Below are 20,456 nucleotides of genomic sequence, written 5' to 3'. Positions count from 1 at the left end.
GCCGCAATGCCTCATTCAGGGGGCGGGCGCGGAGGGCCGCTCCCAGCTCGTCGGCGCGGACGCGGGAGGCGGGTCGTCGGCGTAGACGCCGCGGTACTGGGGCGGCAGCAGCTCGGCGACCTTGCGCATCATCGCGTCCACCAGCGCCTGCCGCGAGTCCTCCGCGTTGGCCACTTCCGCCTCCAGCTCCTCCACGCGGAAGGGCGGCCCGAAGCGGACGGTGACGTCGGCCTTGAACAGCCGCTCGCCGCCCATGTCGGAGTCGTTGATGGGCATCAGCTTCTCCGTGCCCTGCAGCGCCACCGGCACCACCGGCACGCCCGCGCGCTTGGCAATCAACGACAGGCCCTTCTTGGCCTGGGTGAGCGCGCCGGTGCGGCTGCGCGCGCCCTCCGGGAAGATGAGCACGGACTTGCCGGCCTTGAGCGTCTCCAGCGCCCGCCGCATGGCCTCGATGTCGGGCGAGTTGGGTCGGATGGCGATGGTCTCCATCGTTTCCGACGCCAGGCGCGTCATCACCGTGCTCTGCAGCTTCACCCCGGCCAGGAAGACGACCTTGCGTGGCCGGAAGGCCCGGTCCAGCGTGAAGCCGTCCGCGTTGGACAGGTGGTTGCAGAGGAAGAGGCAGGGCTGGTCGGGGATGTACTCCCGCCCGAGGACCTTCTCGGTCGCCAGGGCATTCCAGACGCCATCCATCAACGCACGGACCGCCTGCTGGCGGGCTCCGTCCGGCAGCTTCGACAACAGGAAGAAGAGAATGCGCAGCACGTGTCAATCGCCTCTGGCCCGGGGATGGTAGCCCCACGCCCTCAACGTTCCTCGTCAAGATGTAGTTCCGATGAGGGTCGCTCGTCAGCACCCACACCGCCCGGCGCCCCGCCCGCTGGGCGTCCCGTCGTGCAGCCAACGCTCACGTCGGACCCGCGGACGGGACGGTTTTTCCCACTGCTTTCCACACCCTCCTGCCGGGTACCGGGAATGAGGAGACCTCGCCCGCGCGGGTCGCCGTGCATTGTCATCGGCGAGCGGGCACGGGTTGGGCTATGGGAGTCACATGAGTATGGCCGAAGCCCGCGCGTCACGCGCCAAAAAGCCCGTGGAGTACGAGGTCACCGTCGACCATGTGCGGATGGACACGCACGATACGGCCACCCTCTTCCTCGATTTTGGCGGGGTGTCGCTGGACTACAAGGCCGGGCAGTTCCTCAACATCGACCCGCACCAGTTCCCCGCGCTGGGACGCCTGTCGGCCTATCTCCAGGAGCAGAAGGGGCGCAAGGAGCCGCAGCGCTCCTACTCCCTCGCCTCCGCGCCGCACGAACCCCTGGTGGCCATCACCGTGAAGGACGAGGAGTTCATCCCCGGCCTCACCCGCTACCCACCCCTGTTGTCGCCCTTCCTCGTGCACGGCCGGCTCACCGGCGCGCGGATGAAGGTGATGGCCTTCATGGGGCCCTACGTACTGCCCGACGACGTGGAGGAGCGCACCAACCACATCGTCCACCTGGTGGCGGGCTCCGGCGCGGTGCCCAACTTCGCCATCCTCAAGGACGCGCTCCACCGGGGGCTCAAGCTGCGCCACACCTTCCTCTTCTCCAACAAGACGTGGGGAGACGTCCTGTATGGCGACGAGCTGGCCGCGCTGGAGCGCCAGCACCCCGACCGCGTGCGCGTGGTGCACACGCTGACCCGGGAGACGGACGAGTCGCGCTTCGGCCCCAGCGTGCGCAAGGGGCGCGTGGGACAGGCCCTGCTGGAGGAGCTGATTCAAGACCGTGACACGTGCCTGGTGTACGCCTGTGGTCCGGCAATCACGCCGTGGGACCGGCGCAAGGCGCTGGAGACGCGCACGCCCGCCACGCCGCGCTTCATGGAGACGGTGCTGGGCCACCTCCATGCGCTCGGCATCGAGGACAAGCGCATCAAGCGGGAGACATACGGCTAGGCACCAGCGGCAGCCACAGCTCGAAGCGGGCGCCGCCGCGGGGCCGGCTGCTGGCGCGCACGCTGCCTTCGTGCGCCAGCACCACGCGCCGGACGATGGCCAGCCCCAGGCCCCGCCCGTTGGCGCGCGTCAGGAAGAAGGGCTGGAAGACGCGCTGCGGGTCCACGTCCGGGATGCCGGGGCCCTCGTCCTCCACCACCAGCCGCACACCACCGTCCGCCGGCTCCACCGTCATGCGCACCTTGCCGCCCGCGGGCGAGGCCTGCACCGCGTTGCGCACCAGGTGCGTCACGGCGAGCTGCAGCAGCGTCTCGTCGCCTTCGAGCGGCGGTGTGTCCGCGGCCTCGTCCACGCTGAAGCGCAGGGTGGGCGCGTCCGGCGGGCCATGCATCTGCCCCAGCGCGCGGCGCACCAGCTCGCCCAGCTGCAGCGGCCGGGGGCGCGGCTCCAGCGGGCGCACCACGTCCAGCAAGTCCCGGACGATGTCCTCCAGCCGGATGGCCTCCTCCTCCAGCATGCCCACCGCGGCCTGCCCCGTGGGGCCCAGGTGCGCCTCGCGGCGGAGCACCGCCACCGCGTTGAGGATGGCGCCCAGCGGGTTGCGGACCTCGTGGGCCACGACGCCCGCGGCCTCCCCCAGCACCTCCAGCCGCTCGCGCGCCACCAGCTCGTCCTGGAGCCGTGAGACCTCCTCCAGTCGCACCGCGGACGTCTGGTGATGGCGCACGTTCTCCAGCGCGCCGCCCACCAGCTGCGCGAACAGCTCCAGGGTGCTCGCGCCCGCGGGGGTGAGCGCGGGGCCCTGCACGGAGAGCACGCCGTAGGGGTGTCCGTTCACGAGGATGGGAGCGTCCAGGCCGCGCGTGTCCGGGGGCTGGAGCCGGCGGAAGGTGCCCGCCACGTCGGAGGCCTGGGCATGGCGGGACACGCCCATCATGTCGTGGTGGAAGGCGGCCTTGCGCCGCTCGAGGACCTCGAGGAGGTGCGGCATGGCGGCGCCCGGAATCCGCACCTCGCTCAGGGGCATGCCGTACAGCTTCTCGGCCTCGGCCTCGCTGAAGGGATTCTGGCGCAGGGGGCCGTGCCGGAACGCGTCCCCGTCCAGGTGCAGGACAGAGACGGCGAAGCCCTGCCGGTACACGGCGTCCACCGCCGTCTCCAGCACCGAGCGCTCGTCGCGGCAGCGCAGCATCGTCGCCGCGGCGGCCACCAATGCCTCCGTGAGGCGCCGCACGGAGTCCTCCGCGTCCGCCTCCATCAACACCACCACCACGTCTTCCGGGTGGGCGCCGGGCGCATGCCGCATCGCCAGCGTCCGCGGTGTCCCATCCGCGCGGCGGAGGCGCAGCCACACGGGCCCCTCCGGCAGCGGCCCACCCCGGAAGACGGCTTCGTACATCGGCTCCACCCAGCCGCGCTCCTCGGGAACGAAGCGGCGGATGTTCTCGGTGACCGACGCGCCCTCCAGCTCCGAGGCCGGGGCACCCAGCAGGGCAGCGAGCGCCGCGTTGACCCGTAGCACCTGCTCGCCGCGGAGGACGGCGGTGGGAATGGGCAGGGTTTCGAGCAGCCGATATTCGGCGGAGGCGGTGGACACGGCGGTCATCCTCTGAGGCCGTCTCGCCATCCGCAAGCGGGGTCAGCGGTGCCGGGAGCGGCGGACGCAATGGGTTTTCCCGCACCCCGTATGGAGGGGCGAGGGGCAACACTCGGAGGGCACGACAATGAACTTCATGAACCTGATGGGCCGCGATGACCTCGAGCTGAAGGCTGTCATGGCGGTGATGGCAGCCTTCGTGATGACGGGGGCGGTGTTCCTGGGGCAGATGCTCTGAGCGGTCCTCAGGGCTTCTTCTTCAGTTCCTTCGCGCGAGCCAGGTACTTCTGCACGAACTCCTTCTCCTCGGGGCGGAGGTGGCTCAGACGCAACCCGTAGCCGCGCGGGTTTTTTCCATCATCCAGTGAGTTTTCCCAGATGACGGAGCTGCGGAGCGTGAGCACCCGGGGGGGCTCGTCGAAGCGCAGGGTCAGCTCGACCTGGGTGCCCAGCCGCAGCGGCTTGTCCGTGGCGATGAAGAGTCCGCCAGAGGACAGGTTGATGATGCGGTGGTCGGTGAAGATGCCCGCGTTCTGCAGCGTCACCTTCACGTCCGCGTGGATGCGGTCGTCCGAGCGGCGCTCCAGCCCGACGAACTCGGCGCTGGAGTAGGTGGGCGCGGCCGCGGCCCGGCGGATGGAAGGTGCCGGCGGAGGGGGCGCTGGCGGAGGCGGCGCCGGTGGAGGCGCGATGGGGGCCCGCGCCACCGCTGGCGCCGCCTGCACGGGGCGCGGCGCGGGCGCGGGCGCCGGCGCCATGACGGGCGCGCGCGCCACGGCGGCGGGAGCGGCGTGCACCACCGGAGGCGGCCGGGGCACTGCCGGCGCCGCGGGGGGCGGCGCGGAAGGCACCGCGCGCATGACGGGCGGTGGAGGCCGCGGCGCCTGCGTCGCCTGGGCCCAGGTGGCTTCCGCCTCGCGCATGCGGCGCGAGAGGAAGTCGAAGATCTCCGCCGACACCTTCTTCAGCTCCGGATGGGTGTCCGGCGCGATGTGGTCCGGCGTGAAGCGCTTGGCCATGCGGAAGTAGGCCAGGCGCATTTCGTCCAGGTTGGCGGTGGGCTTGAGGCCGAAGACCTCGTTCACCGGCAGGTGTTGCATGGCGCGCATCTGCGCGCGCAGGCGCTCGGCTTGTTGCTGCTCCAGGGACGGCGTGGGACGCGCGCTGGCGAACAGGTCGCTCAGCTCGGGCAGCTCCGGCAGGGCCACCCAGTTCGTTCCGTCTCGCGAGGCGCGCACCGCGGCCTTCAAGCGTCCGGAGGCAATCAGCTCCCGGAGGGCCTGGAGCGCCAGGGGCCCCAGGACACGTCCGAGATTGTCCGCTACCCAGTAACCGACAACAGGAGACGACACGCAGACACCCCGGGAGTCAGTGAGCCAACGCCTGGCGCACGGCCGAGGCGATTTCGAGCGGATGGAAGGGCTTGCCCACGAAGCCCACGGCGCCTGCCGCCATGGCCTGCTCCACCACGGGCTCCGCATCCATGCTGCTGATGACCAGCACACGCGTGGTGGGCGACACCGACTTGATGGCGCCCAGCACCTCCAGGCCGCTCTTCTTCGGCATGAACAGGTCCAGGAACATCACCGCGGGCTTCTCTCGCGCGGCGACGGCCAGTCCTTCCTCACCGTCCGCGGCCTCGAGCAGCCGCAGCTCGAGGCCCGTGTCGGCGATGACGTCTTTGAGGATGCGGCGCACGAAACTGTCGTCATCGACGAGCAGCAGGGTCGGGGTGTCGGACATGGCGTTGGATGATACTTGGACCGCGCAACATCCGCGCGGGGACATGGCACGCCCGCCCGCCTTTTTGGGTTAAGGGGTGAGCATGTCCACCAACAACGCCCTCTCACACTTCGAGTCGCGGAAGCAGACGTACCTCGAGGACCTCAAGTCGCTCGTGCGGATTCCCAGTGTCTCATTTCCTGGCTTCGATGCGACGCAGGTACGACGCAGCGCGGAAGCCACTGCACGCCTGTTGGAAGACCGTGGATTTGAAAACGTTCAGCTACTCGAAATCGAGGGCACGCATCCCTATGTCTATGGCGAGGTGCTCAAGGCGCCGGGCAAGCCCACGCTGCTGCTGTACGCGCACCATGACGTGCAGCCGGCGGGGGACGCGGCCGCGTGGAAGAGCCCTCCCTTCGAACCGGTGGAGCGGGACGGGCGGCTGTACGGCCGCGGCTCGGCGGACGACAAGGCGGGCATCGTCGTGCACACGTCCGCGGTGGAGGCGTGGCTGAAGGGCGCGGGCCAGCTGCCGCTCAACGTGAAGGTCATCATCGAGGGCGAGGAGGAGATTGGCAGCAACTTCCTGGGGGCCTTCCTGCAGAAGCACGCCGCGCTGCTGAAGGCGGATGCCATCGTCCTCACGGACACGTCCAACTTCGACACCGGGCTGCCCTCCATCACCACGGCGCTGCGCGGGCTGGTGACGGTGGACGTGGAGGTGCGGGCGCTGCGGCAGGCGGTGCACTCGGGCATGTGGGGCGGTCCGGTGCCGGACCCCGTCATGGCGCTGTGTCGCATGCTGGCCACGCTGACGGACGCGGACGGCGCCATCGCCATCGAGGGCATCCGCGAGCACGTGAAGCCGCTGACGCCGGCGGAGCGCCAGAGCATCCAGTCGCTGCCCGGAGACGAGGCGCACTTCCGCGCGCAGTCGGGCCTGCTGCCGGGCGTGCAGGTGCTGGGCAAGGGCACGCACCCGTGGGAGATGAACTGGCGTCAGCCGAGCATCGCCATCAACGCCATCCAGGCCAGCAGTCGGAAGGACGCACGCAACATCATCTGTGACTCGGCCTGGGCGCGGGTGGGCATCCGCATCGTCCCGGACCTGGACGCGCGCGAGGTGGAGCAGCGGCTGAAGGACCACCTGCGCAAGGTGTGCCCCTGGGGGCTGGAGCTGCACTTCGAGACGGAGGGCGCGTCCGGCTGGTGGTACACGGACCCGTCGCACCCGGCGTTCCAGGCGGCCTTCCGCGCGCTGGAGAAGGGCTACGGGACGAAGGCGGTGGCCATTGGCTGCGGCGCGTCCATCCCCTTCGTGGAGCCCTTCGCGAAGGAGCTGGGCGGCGTGCCCGCGCTGCTCATCGGCGTGGAGGACCCATATACATATGCCCATTCGGAGAACGAGAGCCTGCACCTGGGCGACTGGGAGAAGTCCATCCGCAGCGCCATCCACCTCTACGCGGAGCTGGCCGAGGCGTTGAGCCCGAAGGCGCCATAGCGAGACGCGTCCGGGCCGGTCGTTTCCCCTGGATTCGGCGGGCGCTTCGCTGGTGTCCTCGAGCGTGGGAGCCGGGCGGCGCGTGTCGCCCGGGGGAGAGGCTCGGTGGACTCAGGCGTGGATACGAGGCTGGTGGCCAGTTATGGGGTCGCCATTGCCTTCGACGTGTTGATGCCGGTGGCCGTGGTGCTGTGGGTGCGCCGGCGGCTGGGCGTGCCCTGGAAGGTGGTGGGCTGGGGCGCGGCGGCCTTCGCGCTGTCGCAGCTCTTCACCCGGCTGCCCGCGGTGCAGGTGGCGCAGTACTTCATGCGCGACGCGCTGAAGGACTCCTCGGTCCTCATGTGGAGCTGGGTCGCGGTGCTCTCGCTCACGGCCGGCCTCTTCGAGGAGACGGCGCGGCTGTGGGTCTTCCGCAAGCCGCTGAAGGACTTCCGGCGCTGGCGCGACGCGGTGGGCTTCGGCGCGGGGCACGGCGGGCTGGAGTCCGCGCTGCTGGTGGGCGGGCTGTCGGCGCTGGGGCTCGTCAACGTCATCGCGTTGTCGGCGCTGGACCCGTCCACGCTTCCGCTGAAGCCGGAGCAGGTGGCCCAGGTCGTCGAGGCGAAGGCGGCCATCGCGGCGCTGGACTGGTGGATGCCGCTGCTGGGCGCCTACGAGCGGCTCGGCAGCATGGTGGTGCACATCGCGCTGTCGGTGGTGGTGCTCCAGCGCTTCGTCCGCGGTGAGGTGAAGTGGTACTGGCTCGCGATGGGCGCCCACGCGCTCTTCAACGCCATGACCGTGGTGGCGGGGAAGCAGGTCGGCGCGGCGCTGGGAAAGCAGGCGGGGGCGCTGGCGGGGGAGGGCATGGTGACGGTGGGCGCGCTGGTGGGCCTGTGGGTCATCCTCTATTTCCGCCGGGACGAGGCACGGCGCGACGCCGCCGCAGCGGCGCCCGCCTGACCTTGGGCGGGCTCAGTGCCCGCGGAACCGGTCCGTGGCCTCCACCAGCGCGGACGTGTTGCCCGGCTCGTTGGCGGAGTGCCCCGCGTCCGGCACCAGGATGAACTCCGCCTCCGGCCACGCCTTGTGCAGCGCCCAGGCGCTCTCCGGTGGGCACACCACGTCGTAGCGTCCCTGGACGATGACGGCGGGGATGTGGCGGATGCGGTGCACGTCGTCGAGCAGCTGGGTGTCGCAGCGCAGGAAACCCCGATTGACGAAGTAGTGGCATTCGATGCGGGCGAAGGCGAGCGCGAAGGCATCCCCGCTGTTGCGCGCCACCAGCTCCGCGTTGGGGTAGAGGCAGCTGGTGCGGCCCTCCCATGCACTCCAGGCGCGCGCGGCTTCCTGCTGCGCCTTCACGTCCGCGCCCATCAGCCGGCGGTGATACGCGGCCAGCAGGTCTCCCCGCTCCTCGATGGGGATGGGCTCCAGGTAGTACTCCCACGCGTCGGGGAAGAGCGCGCTGGCGCCGCATTGATAGAACCAGTCAATCTCCTGCTTGCGCAGCAGGAAGATGCCGCGCAGCACCAGCTCCGTGACGCGCTCCGGATGGGTCTGGGCATACGCCAGGGAGAGCGTGCTGCCCCACGAGCCACCGAAGAGCTGCCACTTGGCGATGCCCAGGTGCTCGCGCAGCCGCTCCATGTCGGCCACCAGGTGCCACGTGGTGTTCTCCTCCAGGCTCGCGTGGGGCGTGCTCCGCCCACAGCCGCGCTGGTCGAAGAGGATGATGCGATACGCCGACGGGTCGAAGAAGCGCCGCTGGCGCGGGTCCGTCCCGCCGCCGGGGCCGCCGTGGACGAAGAGCACCGGCTTGCCCCGCGGGTTGCCGCTCTCCTCGAAGTACAGCTCGTGCCCGCCAGAGACAGGCAGGCGGCCCGCGCGGAAGGGTTCCAGGGGCGGGTACAGCGAACGCAGGGGCCGGTGAGGAACGGACACGAGGCGGGCCTCCCGAAGCGAAGAGTGCTGTGGACCCTAGCAGGCGCCCCACCATGGGCCCTCCGTCCGGAGTGGCAGGCGGTCCAGAATGTGCGGCCGCCTTCCTACCGGGTGTGCAGTCTGTCAGGCAGGCCACGGACGATGTGACGGCGAGTTCACCGCGCCGCGACGTGGGCTTCGCGCGCGGGGTGGACACTCACGTCGTCTCCCACACCCCAAGGAGCGCGTCATGAACATCGCTTCGCTCATCCGTCCCCCGGCAGCACGTCCCCTGGCCCCCGCGCCGCGCCGGCTGCAGCTCGTGCGCGTGCAGGCCACCGTCTTCGTCCAGGGCACCATGGGCGCGATGAAGGACGGGGTGAAGGCCTTCCGCCACATGTGCGACGTCCTGACGGGAAGCTACGCCCACCTCCGGAACTGACCTGGCGGTGGGCGTCCCGGCCCCGCGGCGTCAGGGGCCAGGCGCTGCTCTCAGGAGGGCGCGCCCGGGCGCGGGCCGGTTCCCGGGCCCGCGGGCGCGTCCTCCTTCGGCGGTGGGGGCACGCCCTTGCCCGCGGGCGCCACCACCCGCACCTCGGTGCGCTCGTCGAGCGCGAGCCCGTCGCCCTTGGGCTCGGTCTCCGTCACGGAGATGACGTCGCCCCGGTTCAGCTTGAGGAAGCGCTCGTTGCGCTCGTTGCGGTGGCGCTCCTGCATCGCCAGCCCCACGCGCCCCTCCGGGCCGCAGCCGATGTAGCGCTGCCGCCCCTTGCCCTCCAGGGGCTCGGAGACGATGCGGAACAGCCGCCCGGGCGGCAGGGCGGGCCAGTCCTCGCCCTGGGGCGCCAGCACCAGGTAGCTCATCTTGAGCGACTCCTTGTGCAGGCTCGCCGCGCGCGCCAGCTCCTCCACCACGCGCGGCATGGGCCAGGCGCGCTCGGCGTGGCACCAGTCCGTCTCCTTCACCAGGGCGGGGCAGGGGCCCCGGTACATGCACGGCGCGCGGATGGCGAAGCCCTTGGCCACCATGGCATCGCGCACGTGCAGCAGGCCGCGGCTCGTCTCGCGCAGCGCGGGCTCCATGACGAGCAGGCTGCCGCCGCGCTTCACCTTCGTCAGAATCGTCTCCAGCAGCGCCGCGCGGGGCGCCGTGGCCGCGTCGCCCGTGCCGTACAGCTCGTTGACGACGTGGCCCATCGTAATCAGGTCGAACTGGCCCTCGGGCAGGGCGGCGCCCTTCTTCGTCGGGTCCCAGTCGCGGGTGGCCAGGGCCTCGCCAGCCTCGGCGGCCAGGTTGCGCGCCAGGGTGAGGGCGGCCTTGCTGCGGTCAGCGGCGGTGACTTCCCCCGCGCCCGCGTCCAGGGCGGCGAAGGCCACCGGGCCCGGTCCGCTGCCCAGGTCCAGCACCTGCCGGGGGCGGCTCGGCAGCTCGCCCAGCACCTGCCGGGCCTGCGCGTAGGACACCGGCCAGTAGAAGAGGAGATAGGCGCCCAGGAGCTTCGGGTCGTCCATGTAGCGCGCGCCGGCGAGCTGCCGCTCCCGCGTGAGGCCCAGGGAGAGCTGGCGGACGCCGGCGGCCACTTCCTTCACCTCCTGGGGCGTGAGGCGTGTCTCCGGTCCACCACCGCCACCCCGGCCGCGGGACGCGCGCCAGACGGCGATGAGCCGCGGCATCCACCGCTCCAGGTCCTTGCTGTATGCGTTGCTCATCCGCCCTTGCCTTCAACTGTGGGGCCGCGCTGTGTCGCGGCCGTGTCCAACCGATTGTCGTCGCGCCAAGGCGTCAACGGATAGGTCGCCATGGATGGGAAGACCGCGTTAAACCCTTGTCGCACATGATTTCCGTTCGCGGCCTTCGCAAGCACTACAAAGTCCACAAGCGACCGCCAGGGTTGAAGGCGGCCCTCCGCTCGCTCGTCCACCGTAGCTACACCACGGTGAAGGCCGTGGACGGGATTTCCTTCGACATCCGCCCCGGGGAGCGGGTGGGCTTCCTGGGCCCCAATGGCGCCGGGAAGACGACGACCCTCAAGACCCTCGCCGGCCTGCTGCACCCCTCCGAGGGCGAGGTGTTGGTGGACGGCCACGTCCCCCAGAAGCGCGAGGAGGCCTTCCTCAAGAAAATCATGCTCGTCATGGGGCAGAAACAGCAGCTCCTGTGGGACCTGCCTCCGGCGGAGACGTTCGAGCTCAACCGCGCCATCTACGACGTGCCCCAGGTTCAGTACAAGAAGACGATGGCGGACCTGGTGGAGCTCCTGGAAATCGGGGACCTCATCGGCAAGCCCACCCGGCAGCTGTCGCTGGGCGAGCGGATGAAGTGCGAGCTGGCCGCGGCCCTCATCCACCAGCCCCGGGTGCTCTTCCTGGACGAGCCCACCATCGGCCTGGACGTGGCCATGCAGGCCACCATGCGGACGTTCATCAAGGAGTACAACGAGAAGTACGGCGCCACGCTCATCCTCACCAGCCACTACATGGACGACGTGGCGGCGCTGTGCCCCCGCGTCATCGTCATCGACAAGGGCCTCCTGTCGTATGACGGCGGGCTGGACGCGCTGGTGCAGCGGGTGCGGCCGGAGAAGCGCGTGGTGCTGCGGCTGTCCGAGCAGGTGGACGCGGCCCGGCTGAACCCGCTGGGCAAGGTGGTGACGCACGAGCCCGGCACCGCGGTGCTCCAGGTGCGGCAGGAGGCGGTCAACGCCACCATCACCCGCGCGCTGTCCACGCTGCCGGTGATGGACCTCACGGTGGAGAACGCGCCGCTGGAAGAGGTGATGAGCGAGCTGTTCGCGGAGTCGAAGTCGCGCCGCGTGGCGGCGACGGAGCCGGTGCCCGCATGAGCGCCCGGACGACCCTGCGCGCCTTCCCCACGCTGCTGCGGGTGGGCTTCGCGGAGGCGGTGGCCTACCGCGCGGAGATGCTCATCTGGGTGCTGTCCACCACCATGCCGCTGGTCAACATGGTGCTGTGGATGGCGGTGTCGCGCGAGGCGCCGGTGGGCCGCTTCGGCGAGGCGGACTTCGTCAGCTACTTCCTGGCCACCTTCGCGGTGCGGCAGCTCGCCAGCTCGTGGGCGGCGTGGCTCATCAACTGGGAGGTGAAGCAGGGGACGCTGGCCATGCGCCTCCTGCGCCCCATCTCCCCGCTGTGGGCCTACGCGGTGGAGAGCATCGCCGCCTTCCCCATGCGGCTGGTGGTCGCGGTGCCGGTGGTGCTGTTGAGCGTGGCGCTGGTGGGCGCCAGGGCGGTGCCGCAGCACGCGTGGCAGTGGGGCTTCTTCGTCCTGTCGGTGCTGGGGGGATGGGCCATTGCCTTCCTGGCCAACGTGGCCATTGGCGCGCTGTGCTTCTTCCTGGAGAGCAGCGAGCGCGTCCTGGAGGTGTGGCTGGTGCTCTTCTTCGTGTGCTCCGGGTACATGTACCCGGTGGAGCTGCTGCCGCCCACCCTGCGCACGCTCATCGACTGGCTGCCCTTCCGCTACCAGATTGGCCTGCCGGTGGAGCTGCTGACGGGGGCCTACGGCTGGCAGGAGTCGGTGCGGCTGCTGGCCGCGCAGTGGGCCTGGGTGGCCGGCCTGGGCGCCCTGGCGGCGGTGGTGTGGAAGCAGGGCGTGAAGCGCTTCGCGGCGTTCGGGGGGTGAGGTGATGTTGAAGCGCTATCTGCGGCTGCTGGGCGTTCAGCTCAAGGCGTCGGGGCTGCTGTCGCTCCAGTACCGCGCGGACTTCTTCACGGACGGGCTGACGTCGCTCTTCTGGACCTTCACGGCGCTGGCGCCGCTGTTCGTCGTCTACGGCGAGCGAGCCAGCATCGAAGGGTGGAGCTTCGGCGAGGCGCTGCTGGTGGTGGGCTGGTTCACGCTGCTCCAGGGCATCCTGGAGGGGGCCATCAACCCGAGCCTCACGGGCGTGGTGGAGCACATCCGCAAGGGCACGCTGGACTTCGTGCTGCTCAAGCCCGCGGACGCGCAGTTCCTGGTGTCCACGCAGCGCTTCCAGCCGTGGCGGGCCTTCAACGTGCTGACGGGCATCGGCCTGTTCGTCTACGCCTTCGCGTCGATGGGGCGGTGGCCCTCGGTGCCAGGGCTGCTGGCGTCCGTGGTGCTGCTGGGGACGAGCACGCTGCTGCTCTACTCGCTGTGGATCCTGACGGTGAGCGCGGCGTTCTTCGTCGTGCGGGTGGACAACCTGACGTACCTGTTCACGTCCATCTTCGACTTCGCGCGCTGGCCGTCCTCCGTGTTCCAGGGCGTGGGGCGCGGCGTGCTCACGCTGGTCTTCACGTACATCATCCCGCTGGCGCTGATGACGACCTTCCCTGCCGAGGCCATGCTGGGACGGCTCCCGCTCCAGTCGCTGCTGGGCGCGGTGGGGGGCGCCGCGCTCTTCGCCTGGGGCTCGCGCCAGGTGTGGCTGCGGTCCATTCGCCGCTACACGTCGGCGAGCAGCTAGCGCTGGGCGTCCCGGTCCTCGCGTGGAGCGGCACCGGGCCCGAGGGGCTCGCACCTGCGCGGGTGTATCGCCGCGAAAACATGCATTTGTTTCAAGTCGAGTATTTTTAGCAATGCGTGTTTATTCTGTGCGGTTGGGCGCTCCAACAGACGGGGTCGCGCCTGACTGCTGTTGGCATGGCGCGCTTCGTCAGACATTCACGCAGGGCGGCATGACTGCCTTCACCTTCGCTCGGTGGTGAGCGCCATGGGAGCGTCGAGGTGCAGTTGGTGGGTGCCTACGGCCCCATGTGTTTTATGTGTTCACTTTTGAGTGGTGAGATGGTCCGTCCGTACAGGGCTGGGATAAAGGCGCCGGGCGCGGTCCTGCCGCGCATCCCCCCCGTAACAAAAAGGACCCCCACGTATGTTTGAACCTGCCGGGCTCGGCCGAATGGCCGCGCTCTTGATGACGCTCGTGTTGGCGGGATGCTCACACGAGGATTTTGCAGACGCGCTGAATGAGCCATGGACCGGAGAGGGCGCGCTCTCCACCAGCACCTGGACGAGCACCCCCAGCATGTCCACCCAGCGCCTGGACCATACGGCCACGGTGCTCCCCAGCGGCCGTGTGCTGGTCGCCGGTGGCCAGTCCTCCACGAGCGCCGAGCAGTACGACGTGGCGACCGCGCAGTGGCTCGGCGCGGGGCAGATGGTGGCCATGCGCCGCCGTCACACCGCGACATTGCTGCCCAACGGCAAGGTGCTCGTGGCGGGAGGTGACGTCACCTCCGCGACCACCGGCACCGCCGAGCTGTTCGACGTGGCCACTGGAACCTGGTCCGCCACCGGGAGCCTGGACAGCCGGCGCTCGGGCCATACCGCCACGCTGCTCCTCGGTGGCCACGTGCTGGTGATGGGCGGCGAGGACGGCACGGGCACCGCGCTGAGGACGGCGCGCCTTTATGACGTGAGCACGGGCACCTGGAGCGCTACCCACAGCATGGCCACGCCGCGCATGGGGCATGCGGCGACGCTGCTCCCGTCCGGCAAGGTGCTGGTGACTGGCGGTCGCTCCAGCGCCTGGGGCTCCGTCCTCCGGACCGCGGAGCTGTATGACCCCGCCACGGGGACCTGGTCGTCCACGGCCGCCATGGGCACGCCGCGCGTGGGGCACACGTCGACGGCGCTGCTGAACGGCAAGGTGCTGGTCGCGGGCGGGCTGGTGGATGACATCACCGCGACGCGCAGCTCGGAGCTGTACGACCCGGCGTCGGGCACCTGGAGCTCCGCCGGGAACCTGATGCCCGGCGACCGCGCGCACCACACCGCGACGGTGCTCCACTCCGGAGAGGTGCTCGTCACCGGGGGCTCGGATGGGAGCGAGCCCTATCTCCAGAGCGCGGCGCTGTATGACCCCGTCAACGCACACTGGTCCTCCACCTTGTCGATGGGCCTCAGCCGGCTGGGCCACGCCGCCGCGCTGCTGGGCACGGGCGAGGTGCTGGTCACGGGAGGCAGTCCGGACGGCGTCCTGCGCACCGCTTCCGCCGAGCGCTACGTCCCGACCACGCCCCCCTGGCGCACGACGAGTGCGATGCTGTCCGCGCGCTACCAGCACACGGTGACGGTGCTGTCCGCGGGCGAGGTGCTCGCGGCGGGTGGCAGCGCGAATGGCAGCACCGCCGTCTCGGGAGCCGAGCTCTACTCGGAGGCCACGGGTACCTGGCGGCAGACGGGCGCGCTGCGCACCGGACGCTACCTTCACACCGCGACGCTGCTGCATGACGGCAAGGTGCTGGCCGCGGGAGGCCAGAGCACCTCGTCCAACTATCTCGCCTCGGCTGAAATCTATGATGCGGCCACGGGCGTGTGGACGGCCACGGGCGCGCTGGCGGCTCCCCGCTCGCGCCACACCGCGACGTTGCTGCCCGACGGCCGGGTGCTGGTGGCGGGGGGCCGGATGAGCTCCAGCTTCTTCGGCATGCTGGCCACGGCGGAGCTGTATGACCCCGGCTCGGGGACGTGGACGTCCACGGGCGCCATGGGCCGCCGGCGCCAGTACCACTCGGCGACGTCGCTGCCGTCCGGCAAGGTGCTGGTGGTGGGCGGGAACACGCCGGAGGGTGACACGGCCACGGCGGAGGTCTACGACCTGGCCACGGGGCAATGGATACAGACGGGCTCCCTGTCCGGGCCTCGCTACGGACACACGGCGGTGGCGCTGCCGACCGACAAGGTGCTGGTGTTCGGAGGCTGGGGGGCGGGTGGGGCGCTCGCCACCGCCGAGCTCTACGACCCGGGGACGGGCACCTGGACGTCGCTGGCCTCCATGCAGCACGCCCGCTATGGGCCGATGTCCGCGCTGCTGCCTTCCGGCCGCGTGCTGGTGCTGGGCGGTGACGGCGGTGGCCTCGTGGGCCTGCTGGCTTCGGCCGAGGTGTATGACCCGGCCAGCGGCCGGTGGCACAGCGCTGGGACGTTGCACTCGCCCATCACGAACGCGGGCGTGGTGACGCTGCTTGGCACCGGCCGCGTGCTCGTGTCGGGAGGCCTGGGGCCCAGCGGCTCGCTGGCCACCTCCGGGCTGTACTCGCCCGCGCCCTGAGCGCACTTCCCGCCCCGGGGATGTGTCACCGGGGCGGGCTTTCGGGTGCGGCCTGGAGGACAGCCCGGCGTCGAGGGTGTCGTCTACGCGATGGCGCCTTGCTTTCTCGCGACGGCCTCGCGCGGCCTCTGCACCAATTCCTCCTCGGGTGCATTCGAGGGGGGACGCATGAAGCGGTTTCAGGCAATCGTCATGACGGGTGTGTTCGTGGGCGTACTGGGGCTGGCCCCAGCATCCTGGGCCGGCGCGGCGAAGACGCGACATCCCGTGGTGTTCGCGCACGGCATGGGCGGGTTCGACGACCTGCTCGGCTATGACTACTGGGGGAATGACTTCGGGACCTTCGTGGGCGAGGCCTGCGAGTCGCCCTTCGACACCGGCTGCAACAGCGACCTCGCTCCGGGACAGCGCGCCTTCGTGGCGCAGGTGGCGGCGTTCCAGTCCTCGGAGGTGCGTGGGCTGGACCTGGCCGACGACATCGAGGGCTTCATGGCGACGACCGGCGCGTCGAAGGTGAGCATCATCGGCCACTCCCAGGGCGGCATCGACGCGCGCAAGGCGGCGCGGGTGCTGCGTGAGCGGCGGGGCGCCACGTCGGTGGCGGTGCTGGCGAGTGTCTCCTCGCCGCACCGGGGCTCGCCGGTGGCGAAGTACATCCTGGACCAGCGCCCGGGCGTCACCAGCGTCATCGCCGCGCTGGCGCGGTACTACGGAAACTCCGTCTACGCGCCCGGGAACGATGCCTACGCGGCGGCGAAGCAGCTCGTCTACAACGACTACGCCGCGGCGGACGGCGTCGTCACCGGCATGAAGGTCTTCAACGAGAAGTACCCGGTGAGCAGCAGCTACGCGGAGCGCTACGTGTCGCTCATCACCGCCCAGCACGGGGTGAACGTGAATCCGGCGCTGTACCTGTTGAAGGAGTTCCTCTTCGACATCGACGGCAACGGCTACTGCGTGGGGGATGGGGACAATGACGGCGCGGGCGGCTGTGGCGACGGCGTGCGCAGCGAGGCGGACGACGATGGCATGGTCGGTATCAACTCCCAGCAGATGGGGCGCCGGCTGCGCTACCACGACAGCTTCTTCGGCTTCGACTCGGTGCAGGACGACACGTCCATCCCGCCGCTCACGGACCTCAACGCGCCGTCACGCCTGCAGAGCACGTCCTCGTCCAGCGTGGTGCCCCAGGACCATGTGGACGTGGTGGGCGTGGGGCCGGATGCCTTCGACGAGCCCGAGTTCTACGCCGCCCTCATCCACTACATCGCGACGCATGACTGAGGTGTGGGTGCGTCAGGCTCCGGGCTGCGGGGCCTCGACCTCCTCGGACTCCACGCCGTAGTACGCGAGGCAGTCCACCTCACGTCCGCGGACCACGCGCCGCCCGTCGAGCGGACCGCCATGCGCGGTGACGACGGTGCACTGGCCCTCGTCGCCGTCCTTGTCGAAGTAGAGGACCACCCAGTCATGGGTGGCGTTCTGCTGGTGCGCCAGCGCGGTGTTGGAGAAGAGGGCGCGGAAGTCCCACCCGTCCAGCTTCCGGCGAAGCACGGGCAGCCAGGCCTCGCCGGATGGATTGAACCGGCGCGGCGCAATCCGGCGCAGCTCGCCCGCGGCCGCGCGCCGACGGTATTCCTCGTCCATCTGGAGCAGCAGCCCCACGTCGGGCTGCGGGCCCTCGTCGCGCCCCCCGCTCCGTCGCGCCGCGCTGCGCCGCTCCCTGCCGAGCCGAGCGCCGAGCAGCTCCCGCACCTGCTCGCTGCGCCGGGGGCCGAAGCCCTCCACGTGCTCCAGCCGTCCGTCGTGCGCCGCCTGTTCGAGCTCCTCGAGCGAACGGATGCCCAGCTCGTCGTGGATGCGGCGCGCCAGCTCCGCGCCGATGCCCGGCACGCTGGCCAGGAGCTGCTCCGGCGAGTGCTCCATCTCCAGCCGTTGGAGCAGCGAGAGCTGGCCCGTGCGAATCAGCTCGGCCATCGCCGCCGCGATGCTCTTCCCCACGCCCGGCAGCTTGCGCAGCCCTGCTTCGCCTTCCTCGGCCAGCAGCTCCGCCACGGGCTTGGGCCACTTCGCGATGGTGTCCGCTGCCTTCCGGTACGCGCCGACACGGAAGGGCATCGCGTCCTGCTCCTCCAGCAGGTCCGCGACCCGCTCCAGCGTGTCGGCGACATCGATGTTGTCCTTCCAGGCAACGCCCATGGTTGCCTTGAAGGTGGGGCGGCCACATGGCGGTGGCCACCCCTGTCGTGAATCGCCAGGCATGGCACTGGGAGCGCATGGCGAGCAGCTCGGCGCTTGTCTTGCCGGCTGCCCTCAGCAGGCATCCGCTTCTCCGCCTGCTCCAGGCTCCGGGCTGCTCACCGTCACTCGTTCGGGGTGGCGCGAGGCCCCTCGATGACGACCCTCAGGCCCCTGGGCTCGTTGGGCATGAACGCGAGTGAGAAGCCGACGCGGTGGCACAGCTCGCGGACGATGGAGAGGCCCAGCCCGCTGCCCCGGTGCGCCCGTCGCCGGGTGGCGTGCGCGCGAAACCCACGCTCCCCCAAGCGCCCGAGCTCGTCGGGCGAAAGTCCGGGCCCGTCGTCGAGCACGGTGAGCCGGAAGCACCCGGGCGCTCCATCCTCCAGGACGGCCACGACGTGCCCCCCCTCCTCGCCGTGCGTGACGGCATTGTGGAGCAGGTTGCCCAGGGCCTGCTCCAGCATCGTGGGGTTGCAGCGCACCCAGAGCGGCTCGTCGGGCCGGGAGCACTCCACGGTGAGCCCGAGCAAGCGCGCGAGCCGCTGGAGCCTGCGCACCACGCGCTCCATCGTCTGGCCCAGCTCCACGCGCGGCTCGCCCGCGGTCGGGTCGACGCCCTCTCCCAGCTGGCACGCGAGATGGAGGTTGTCCACCAGGGCGGTGAGGTAGACGGTGTCCTCGATGCCCTGCCGCAAGAGCGTGGCGGTCGGCTCATTGGGGGACGCCGAGGCCAGCTCCAGGGAGAGTTGGAGCGAGGCGATGGGCGTCTTCAGGTCGTGCGCGACGTCCGCCAGGTGCCGCTCCAGCGCGTGCTTCTGGGCCTCGATGCGGGTGGCGTCCGCCTGGACACGCTCATGGGTCTCGTCGAGCACCCGTGACAGCTCGCCCAGCTCATCGTCCAGGCCATCCGCGGCGGAGCGATATCGTGCGGCCCCGAGCATTCCCGCCGCGCGGTGCAGGCGGCGGAGGCGTTGGAGGAGGGGATGGACGACGACGAAGGTGGACAGTGTCGCCGCGAGTGTCGTGAAGACGATGGCGGACATGAAGGCCCACCACCCCACCGTGGCGCGCTCGTGCATGAGCGGCCAGCGGAACTCCAGGAGACTGCAAGGACCGGACTCCGCGAGCTTCAGCAGCGAGGCCCCTCCCCACTTCGCGTCCGGCTGAAAGAGCGGGAGGTAGAGGACCGTCGGCTCGCGCTCGCCCTGCGCGAGCCGTGCGAGCAGCTCGGGGTCTGGCCGTCCACCGGGAGACCCAGCTCCCACGCGAGACAGGTCGAAGGCTTCCACCTCCACGCCGTCGGGGCTCCGGAAGCGCCATCCTGGCGTCGTCTGGCACGCCGAGGCTTGGGGGGCGTGCACGAGCGAGGCGGACAGCCGCATGCCATGCACCAGCGCGGCGTTCACGCTCACGACGATCGCGAGGAAGGAGGCGCCCAGCGTTCCCATCAGCCCCAGGAGCGCCGAGGCCAGGAGGATGCGCTGGGTCAGCCGGTTGCGCAGCCTCACCGTGGCTCCTCGTCGGGGGCGAACCGGTAGCCAATCCCCCACGAGGTCTGGATGCGCGCGCCCGCGGGGCCCAGCTTCTTGCGGATGCGCGCGATGTGGGAGTCCACCGTCCGGTCATCGCGCTCCTCGCTGGGGGGTAATGCGTGCTGGGCAATCTGGGCGCGTGTGAGGGCGCGCCCCGGGCGCTCCGCGAGGTAGGCGAGGACGTCGAACTCGTGACGCGTGAGTGGCACGGGGTCGGAGTCTCCACGACGCGCCTCGCGGGCGTCGAGGTCCAGGCTCACGTCGTCCCAGTGCAGCATGCGTCGCGGGCGCTCCTCCTGGAGGAGGAGCCTCGCCCGGATGCGGGCGACCAGCTCCTCCATCCAGAAGGGCTTGGGGAGGTAGTCCGCCGCGCCCAGTCCGAAGGAGCGCAGCCGGGCCTCCAGCTCCTGTCTCGCGGTGAGGACGATGACGGGGACGCGGAGCCGGAAGCGCCAGGCCTCCAGCAGCTCGAAGCCGTCCATTCCCGGCAGGTTGAGGTCCAGCACCACCAGGGCGGGACGCTCCCGCTCGGCCACCTCGAGCGCGAGCGCTCCGTCCGTGGCGAGCGTCACCTGGAAGCCCGCGAGCTTGAGGCCCCGAACGATGCCCGCGGCGATGGGCGCATCGTCCTCCACGACCAGGATGTGCGCCGATGGGTTCATGGATGCTCTACCCGGACGGGCCCCGTCACCAGGTTCACGGTTTCGCCTGCTCAGTACACCCCGGTGTCGCCATCGCCCACCGTGGCGCTCACCGGGTTCGTCACCGTGCCCGCCGTATCCGCGGCGGTGCCGGCCACCGTGTTGCCCTCCTTCACGGGCTTCTTGAACGGCCTGCTGAGGCTCGGCATGTGGGCCCCCCTGGCTGTTTCGAGGGCCCCACCCTGCGGGAGAAGTGTTGAGGGACTGTGGAGGACGGCGCACGCCCGGAGGGCCGCTTTACCGTCCGCTTTCAGCGTTCGAGTCGCTGGCGGTCG

General features: G+C 70.6%; 19 protein-coding genes. 9 read left to right on the top strand and 10 right to left on the bottom strand.

The genetic code is table 11. From position 1 onward, the window contains the following. Positions 1-15 precede the first annotated feature (15 nt). Positions 16-768 carry a lysophospholipid acyltransferase family protein gene (locus VZL07_RS06545; protein WP_426754483.1) on the bottom strand — a complete coding sequence of 251 codons (753 nt, stop codon included), beginning with the start codon at positions 766-768 and terminating at the stop codon, positions 16-18. A gap of 286 nt (positions 769-1,054) precedes the next feature. Between VZL07_RS06545 and VZL07_RS06540 the strand changes: the two genes are divergently transcribed. Continuing rightward, entirely contained in the window at positions 1,055-1,945 is an 891-nt protein-coding gene (locus tag VZL07_RS06540; RefSeq protein WP_426754482.1) for an oxidoreductase, read from the top strand. On the opposite strand, the gene VZL07_RS06535 is transcribed toward VZL07_RS06540, so the two are convergent. The 3 genes from VZL07_RS06535 to VZL07_RS06525 form a co-directional block, all read right to left on the bottom strand. Continuing rightward, positions 1,923-3,551 carry a sensor histidine kinase gene (locus VZL07_RS06535; protein ID WP_426754481.1) on the bottom strand — a complete coding sequence of 543 codons (1,629 nt, stop codon included), beginning with the start codon at positions 3,549-3,551 and terminating at the stop codon, positions 1,923-1,925. The genes VZL07_RS06540 and VZL07_RS06535 overlap by 23 nt on opposite strands. 236 nt (positions 3,552-3,787) lie before the next feature. Further along, positions 3,788-4,894: a TIGR02266 family protein gene (locus tag VZL07_RS06530; protein ID WP_426754480.1), complete on the bottom strand. Its 1,107-nt coding sequence runs from the start codon at positions 4,892-4,894 to the stop codon at positions 3,788-3,790. A gap of 16 nt (positions 4,895-4,910) precedes the next feature. Next, positions 4,911-5,285 carry a response regulator gene (locus tag VZL07_RS06525; RefSeq protein WP_426754479.1) on the bottom strand — a complete coding sequence of 125 codons (375 nt, stop codon included), beginning with the start codon at positions 5,283-5,285 and terminating at the stop codon, positions 4,911-4,913. Between the two features lie 82 nt (positions 5,286-5,367). Here VZL07_RS06525 and VZL07_RS06520 point away from each other — a divergent pair, with 82 nt between their 5' ends. Continuing rightward, positions 5,368-6,768 (top strand): M20/M25/M40 family metallo-hydrolase, encoded by a 1,401-nt coding sequence (locus VZL07_RS06520; protein ID WP_426754478.1) that lies wholly within the window; start codon positions 5,368-5,370, stop codon positions 6,766-6,768. Between the two features lie 117 nt (positions 6,769-6,885). Next, positions 6,886-7,710, top strand: coding sequence for a YhfC family intramembrane metalloprotease (locus tag VZL07_RS06515; RefSeq protein WP_426754477.1), 825 nt, complete (start codon positions 6,886-6,888; stop codon positions 7,708-7,710). A gap of 12 nt (positions 7,711-7,722) precedes the next feature. On the opposite strand, the gene pip is transcribed toward VZL07_RS06515, so the two are convergent. Further along, the gene (pip, locus tag VZL07_RS06510) at positions 7,723-8,691 is read right to left on the bottom strand and encodes a prolyl aminopeptidase (RefSeq protein WP_426754476.1); all 969 of its coding nucleotides are present in this window, start codon (positions 8,689-8,691) and stop codon (positions 7,723-7,725) included. Between the two features lie 229 nt (positions 8,692-8,920). Between pip and VZL07_RS06505 the strand changes: the two genes are divergently transcribed. After that, the gene (locus VZL07_RS06505) at positions 8,921-9,112 is read left to right on the top strand and encodes a hypothetical protein (protein WP_426754475.1); all 192 of its coding nucleotides are present in this window, start codon (positions 8,921-8,923) and stop codon (positions 9,110-9,112) included. A 50-nt stretch (positions 9,113-9,162) separates the two neighbouring features. On the opposite strand, the gene VZL07_RS06500 is transcribed toward VZL07_RS06505, so the two are convergent. Beyond that, the gene (locus VZL07_RS06500; protein ID WP_426754474.1) at positions 9,163-10,380 is read right to left on the bottom strand and encodes a small ribosomal subunit Rsm22 family protein; all 1,218 of its coding nucleotides are present in this window, start codon (positions 10,378-10,380) and stop codon (positions 9,163-9,165) included. A 125-nt stretch (positions 10,381-10,505) separates the two neighbouring features. On the opposite strand from VZL07_RS06500, the gene VZL07_RS06495 reads away from it, so the two are divergent. From VZL07_RS06495 to VZL07_RS06475, 5 genes are all read left to right on the top strand, one after another. Then, positions 10,506-11,513, top strand: coding sequence for an ABC transporter ATP-binding protein (locus VZL07_RS06495; RefSeq protein WP_426754473.1), 1,008 nt, complete (start codon positions 10,506-10,508; stop codon positions 11,511-11,513). Beyond that, positions 11,510-12,313 carry an ABC transporter permease gene (locus VZL07_RS06490; protein WP_426754472.1) on the top strand — a complete coding sequence of 268 codons (804 nt, stop codon included), beginning with the start codon at positions 11,510-11,512 and terminating at the stop codon, positions 12,311-12,313. Before VZL07_RS06495 ends, VZL07_RS06490 begins: the two co-directional genes overlap by 4 nt. Positions 12,314-12,317: 4 nt before the next feature. Continuing rightward, on the top strand, positions 12,318-13,121 hold the full coding sequence (locus VZL07_RS06485) for an ABC transporter permease (RefSeq protein ID WP_426754471.1): 804 nt from the start codon (positions 12,318-12,320) through the stop codon (positions 13,119-13,121). Between the two features lie 558 nt (positions 13,122-13,679). Next, entirely contained in the window at positions 13,680-15,707 is a 2,028-nt protein-coding gene (locus VZL07_RS06480; RefSeq protein WP_426754470.1) for a kelch repeat-containing protein, read from the top strand. A 168-nt stretch (positions 15,708-15,875) separates the two neighbouring features. Continuing rightward, a complete protein-coding gene (locus tag VZL07_RS06475; protein ID WP_426754469.1) occupies positions 15,876-16,991 on the top strand; it encodes an esterase/lipase family protein in 1,116 nt (371 codons plus the stop codon). 12 nt (positions 16,992-17,003) lie between these two features. On the opposite strand, the gene VZL07_RS06470 is transcribed toward VZL07_RS06475, so the two are convergent. From VZL07_RS06470 to VZL07_RS06455, 4 genes are all read right to left on the bottom strand, one after another. After that, entirely contained in the window at positions 17,004-17,906 is a 903-nt protein-coding gene (locus VZL07_RS06470) for a helix-hairpin-helix domain-containing protein (protein ID WP_426754468.1), read from the bottom strand. 164 nt (positions 17,907-18,070) lie between these two features. Beyond that, positions 18,071-19,456: a sensor histidine kinase gene (locus tag VZL07_RS06465; protein WP_426754467.1), complete on the bottom strand. Its 1,386-nt coding sequence runs from the start codon at positions 19,454-19,456 to the stop codon at positions 18,071-18,073. Then, positions 19,453-20,142 (bottom strand): response regulator transcription factor, encoded by a 690-nt coding sequence (locus VZL07_RS06460; RefSeq protein WP_426754466.1) that lies wholly within the window; start codon positions 20,140-20,142, stop codon positions 19,453-19,455. Before VZL07_RS06460 ends, VZL07_RS06465 begins: the two co-directional genes overlap by 4 nt. 50 nt (positions 20,143-20,192) lie before the next feature. Continuing rightward, positions 20,193-20,330, bottom strand: a complete 138-nt coding sequence (locus VZL07_RS06455) for a hypothetical protein (protein WP_426754465.1) — start codon at positions 20,328-20,330, stop codon at positions 20,193-20,195. Positions 20,331-20,456: the final 126 nt, after the last annotated feature.

This window comes from Pseudomyxococcus flavus (assembly GCF_050038885.1).
Classification (GTDB): Bacteria; Myxococcota; Myxococcia; order Myxococcales; family Myxococcaceae; genus Myxococcus; species Myxococcus flavus.
This window is presented reverse-complemented; position numbering and strand designations above follow the sequence as displayed.

Coding starts and splice junctions, on each gene's coding strand:
- VZL07_RS06525 (WP_426754479.1), bottom strand. CDS start 5,285: ATGTCCGACACCCCGACCCTGCTGCTCGTCGATGACGACAGTTTCGTG.
- VZL07_RS06540 (WP_426754482.1), top strand. CDS start 1,055: ATGAGTATGGCCGAAGCCCGCGCGTCACGCGCCAAAAAGCCCGTGGAG.
- VZL07_RS06505 (WP_426754475.1), top strand. CDS start 8,921: ATGAACATCGCTTCGCTCATCCGTCCCCCGGCAGCACGTCCCCTGGCC.
- VZL07_RS06460 (WP_426754466.1), bottom strand. CDS start 20,142: ATGAACCCATCGGCGCACATCCTGGTCGTGGAGGACGATGCGCCCATC.
- VZL07_RS06480 (WP_426754470.1), top strand. CDS start 13,680: ATGTCCACCCAGCGCCTGGACCATACGGCCACGGTGCTCCCCAGCGGC.
- VZL07_RS06495 (WP_426754473.1), top strand. CDS start 10,506: ATGATTTCCGTTCGCGGCCTTCGCAAGCACTACAAAGTCCACAAGCGA.
- VZL07_RS06470 (WP_426754468.1), bottom strand. CDS start 17,906: ATGGGCGTTGCCTGGAAGGACAACATCGATGTCGCCGACACGCTGGAG.
- VZL07_RS06520 (WP_426754478.1), top strand. CDS start 5,368: ATGTCCACCAACAACGCCCTCTCACACTTCGAGTCGCGGAAGCAGACG.
- VZL07_RS06535 (WP_426754481.1), bottom strand. CDS start 3,551: ATGACCGCCGTGTCCACCGCCTCCGCCGAATATCGGCTGCTCGAAACC.
- VZL07_RS06475 (WP_426754469.1), top strand. CDS start 15,876: ATGAAGCGGTTTCAGGCAATCGTCATGACGGGTGTGTTCGTGGGCGTA.
- VZL07_RS06455 (WP_426754465.1), bottom strand. CDS start 20,330: ATGCCGAGCCTCAGCAGGCCGTTCAAGAAGCCCGTGAAGGAGGGCAAC.
- VZL07_RS06500 (WP_426754474.1), bottom strand. CDS start 10,380: ATGAGCAACGCATACAGCAAGGACCTGGAGCGGTGGATGCCGCGGCTC.
- VZL07_RS06485 (WP_426754471.1), top strand. CDS start 12,318: ATGTTGAAGCGCTATCTGCGGCTGCTGGGCGTTCAGCTCAAGGCGTCG.
- VZL07_RS06490 (WP_426754472.1), top strand. CDS start 11,510: ATGAGCGCCCGGACGACCCTGCGCGCCTTCCCCACGCTGCTGCGGGTG.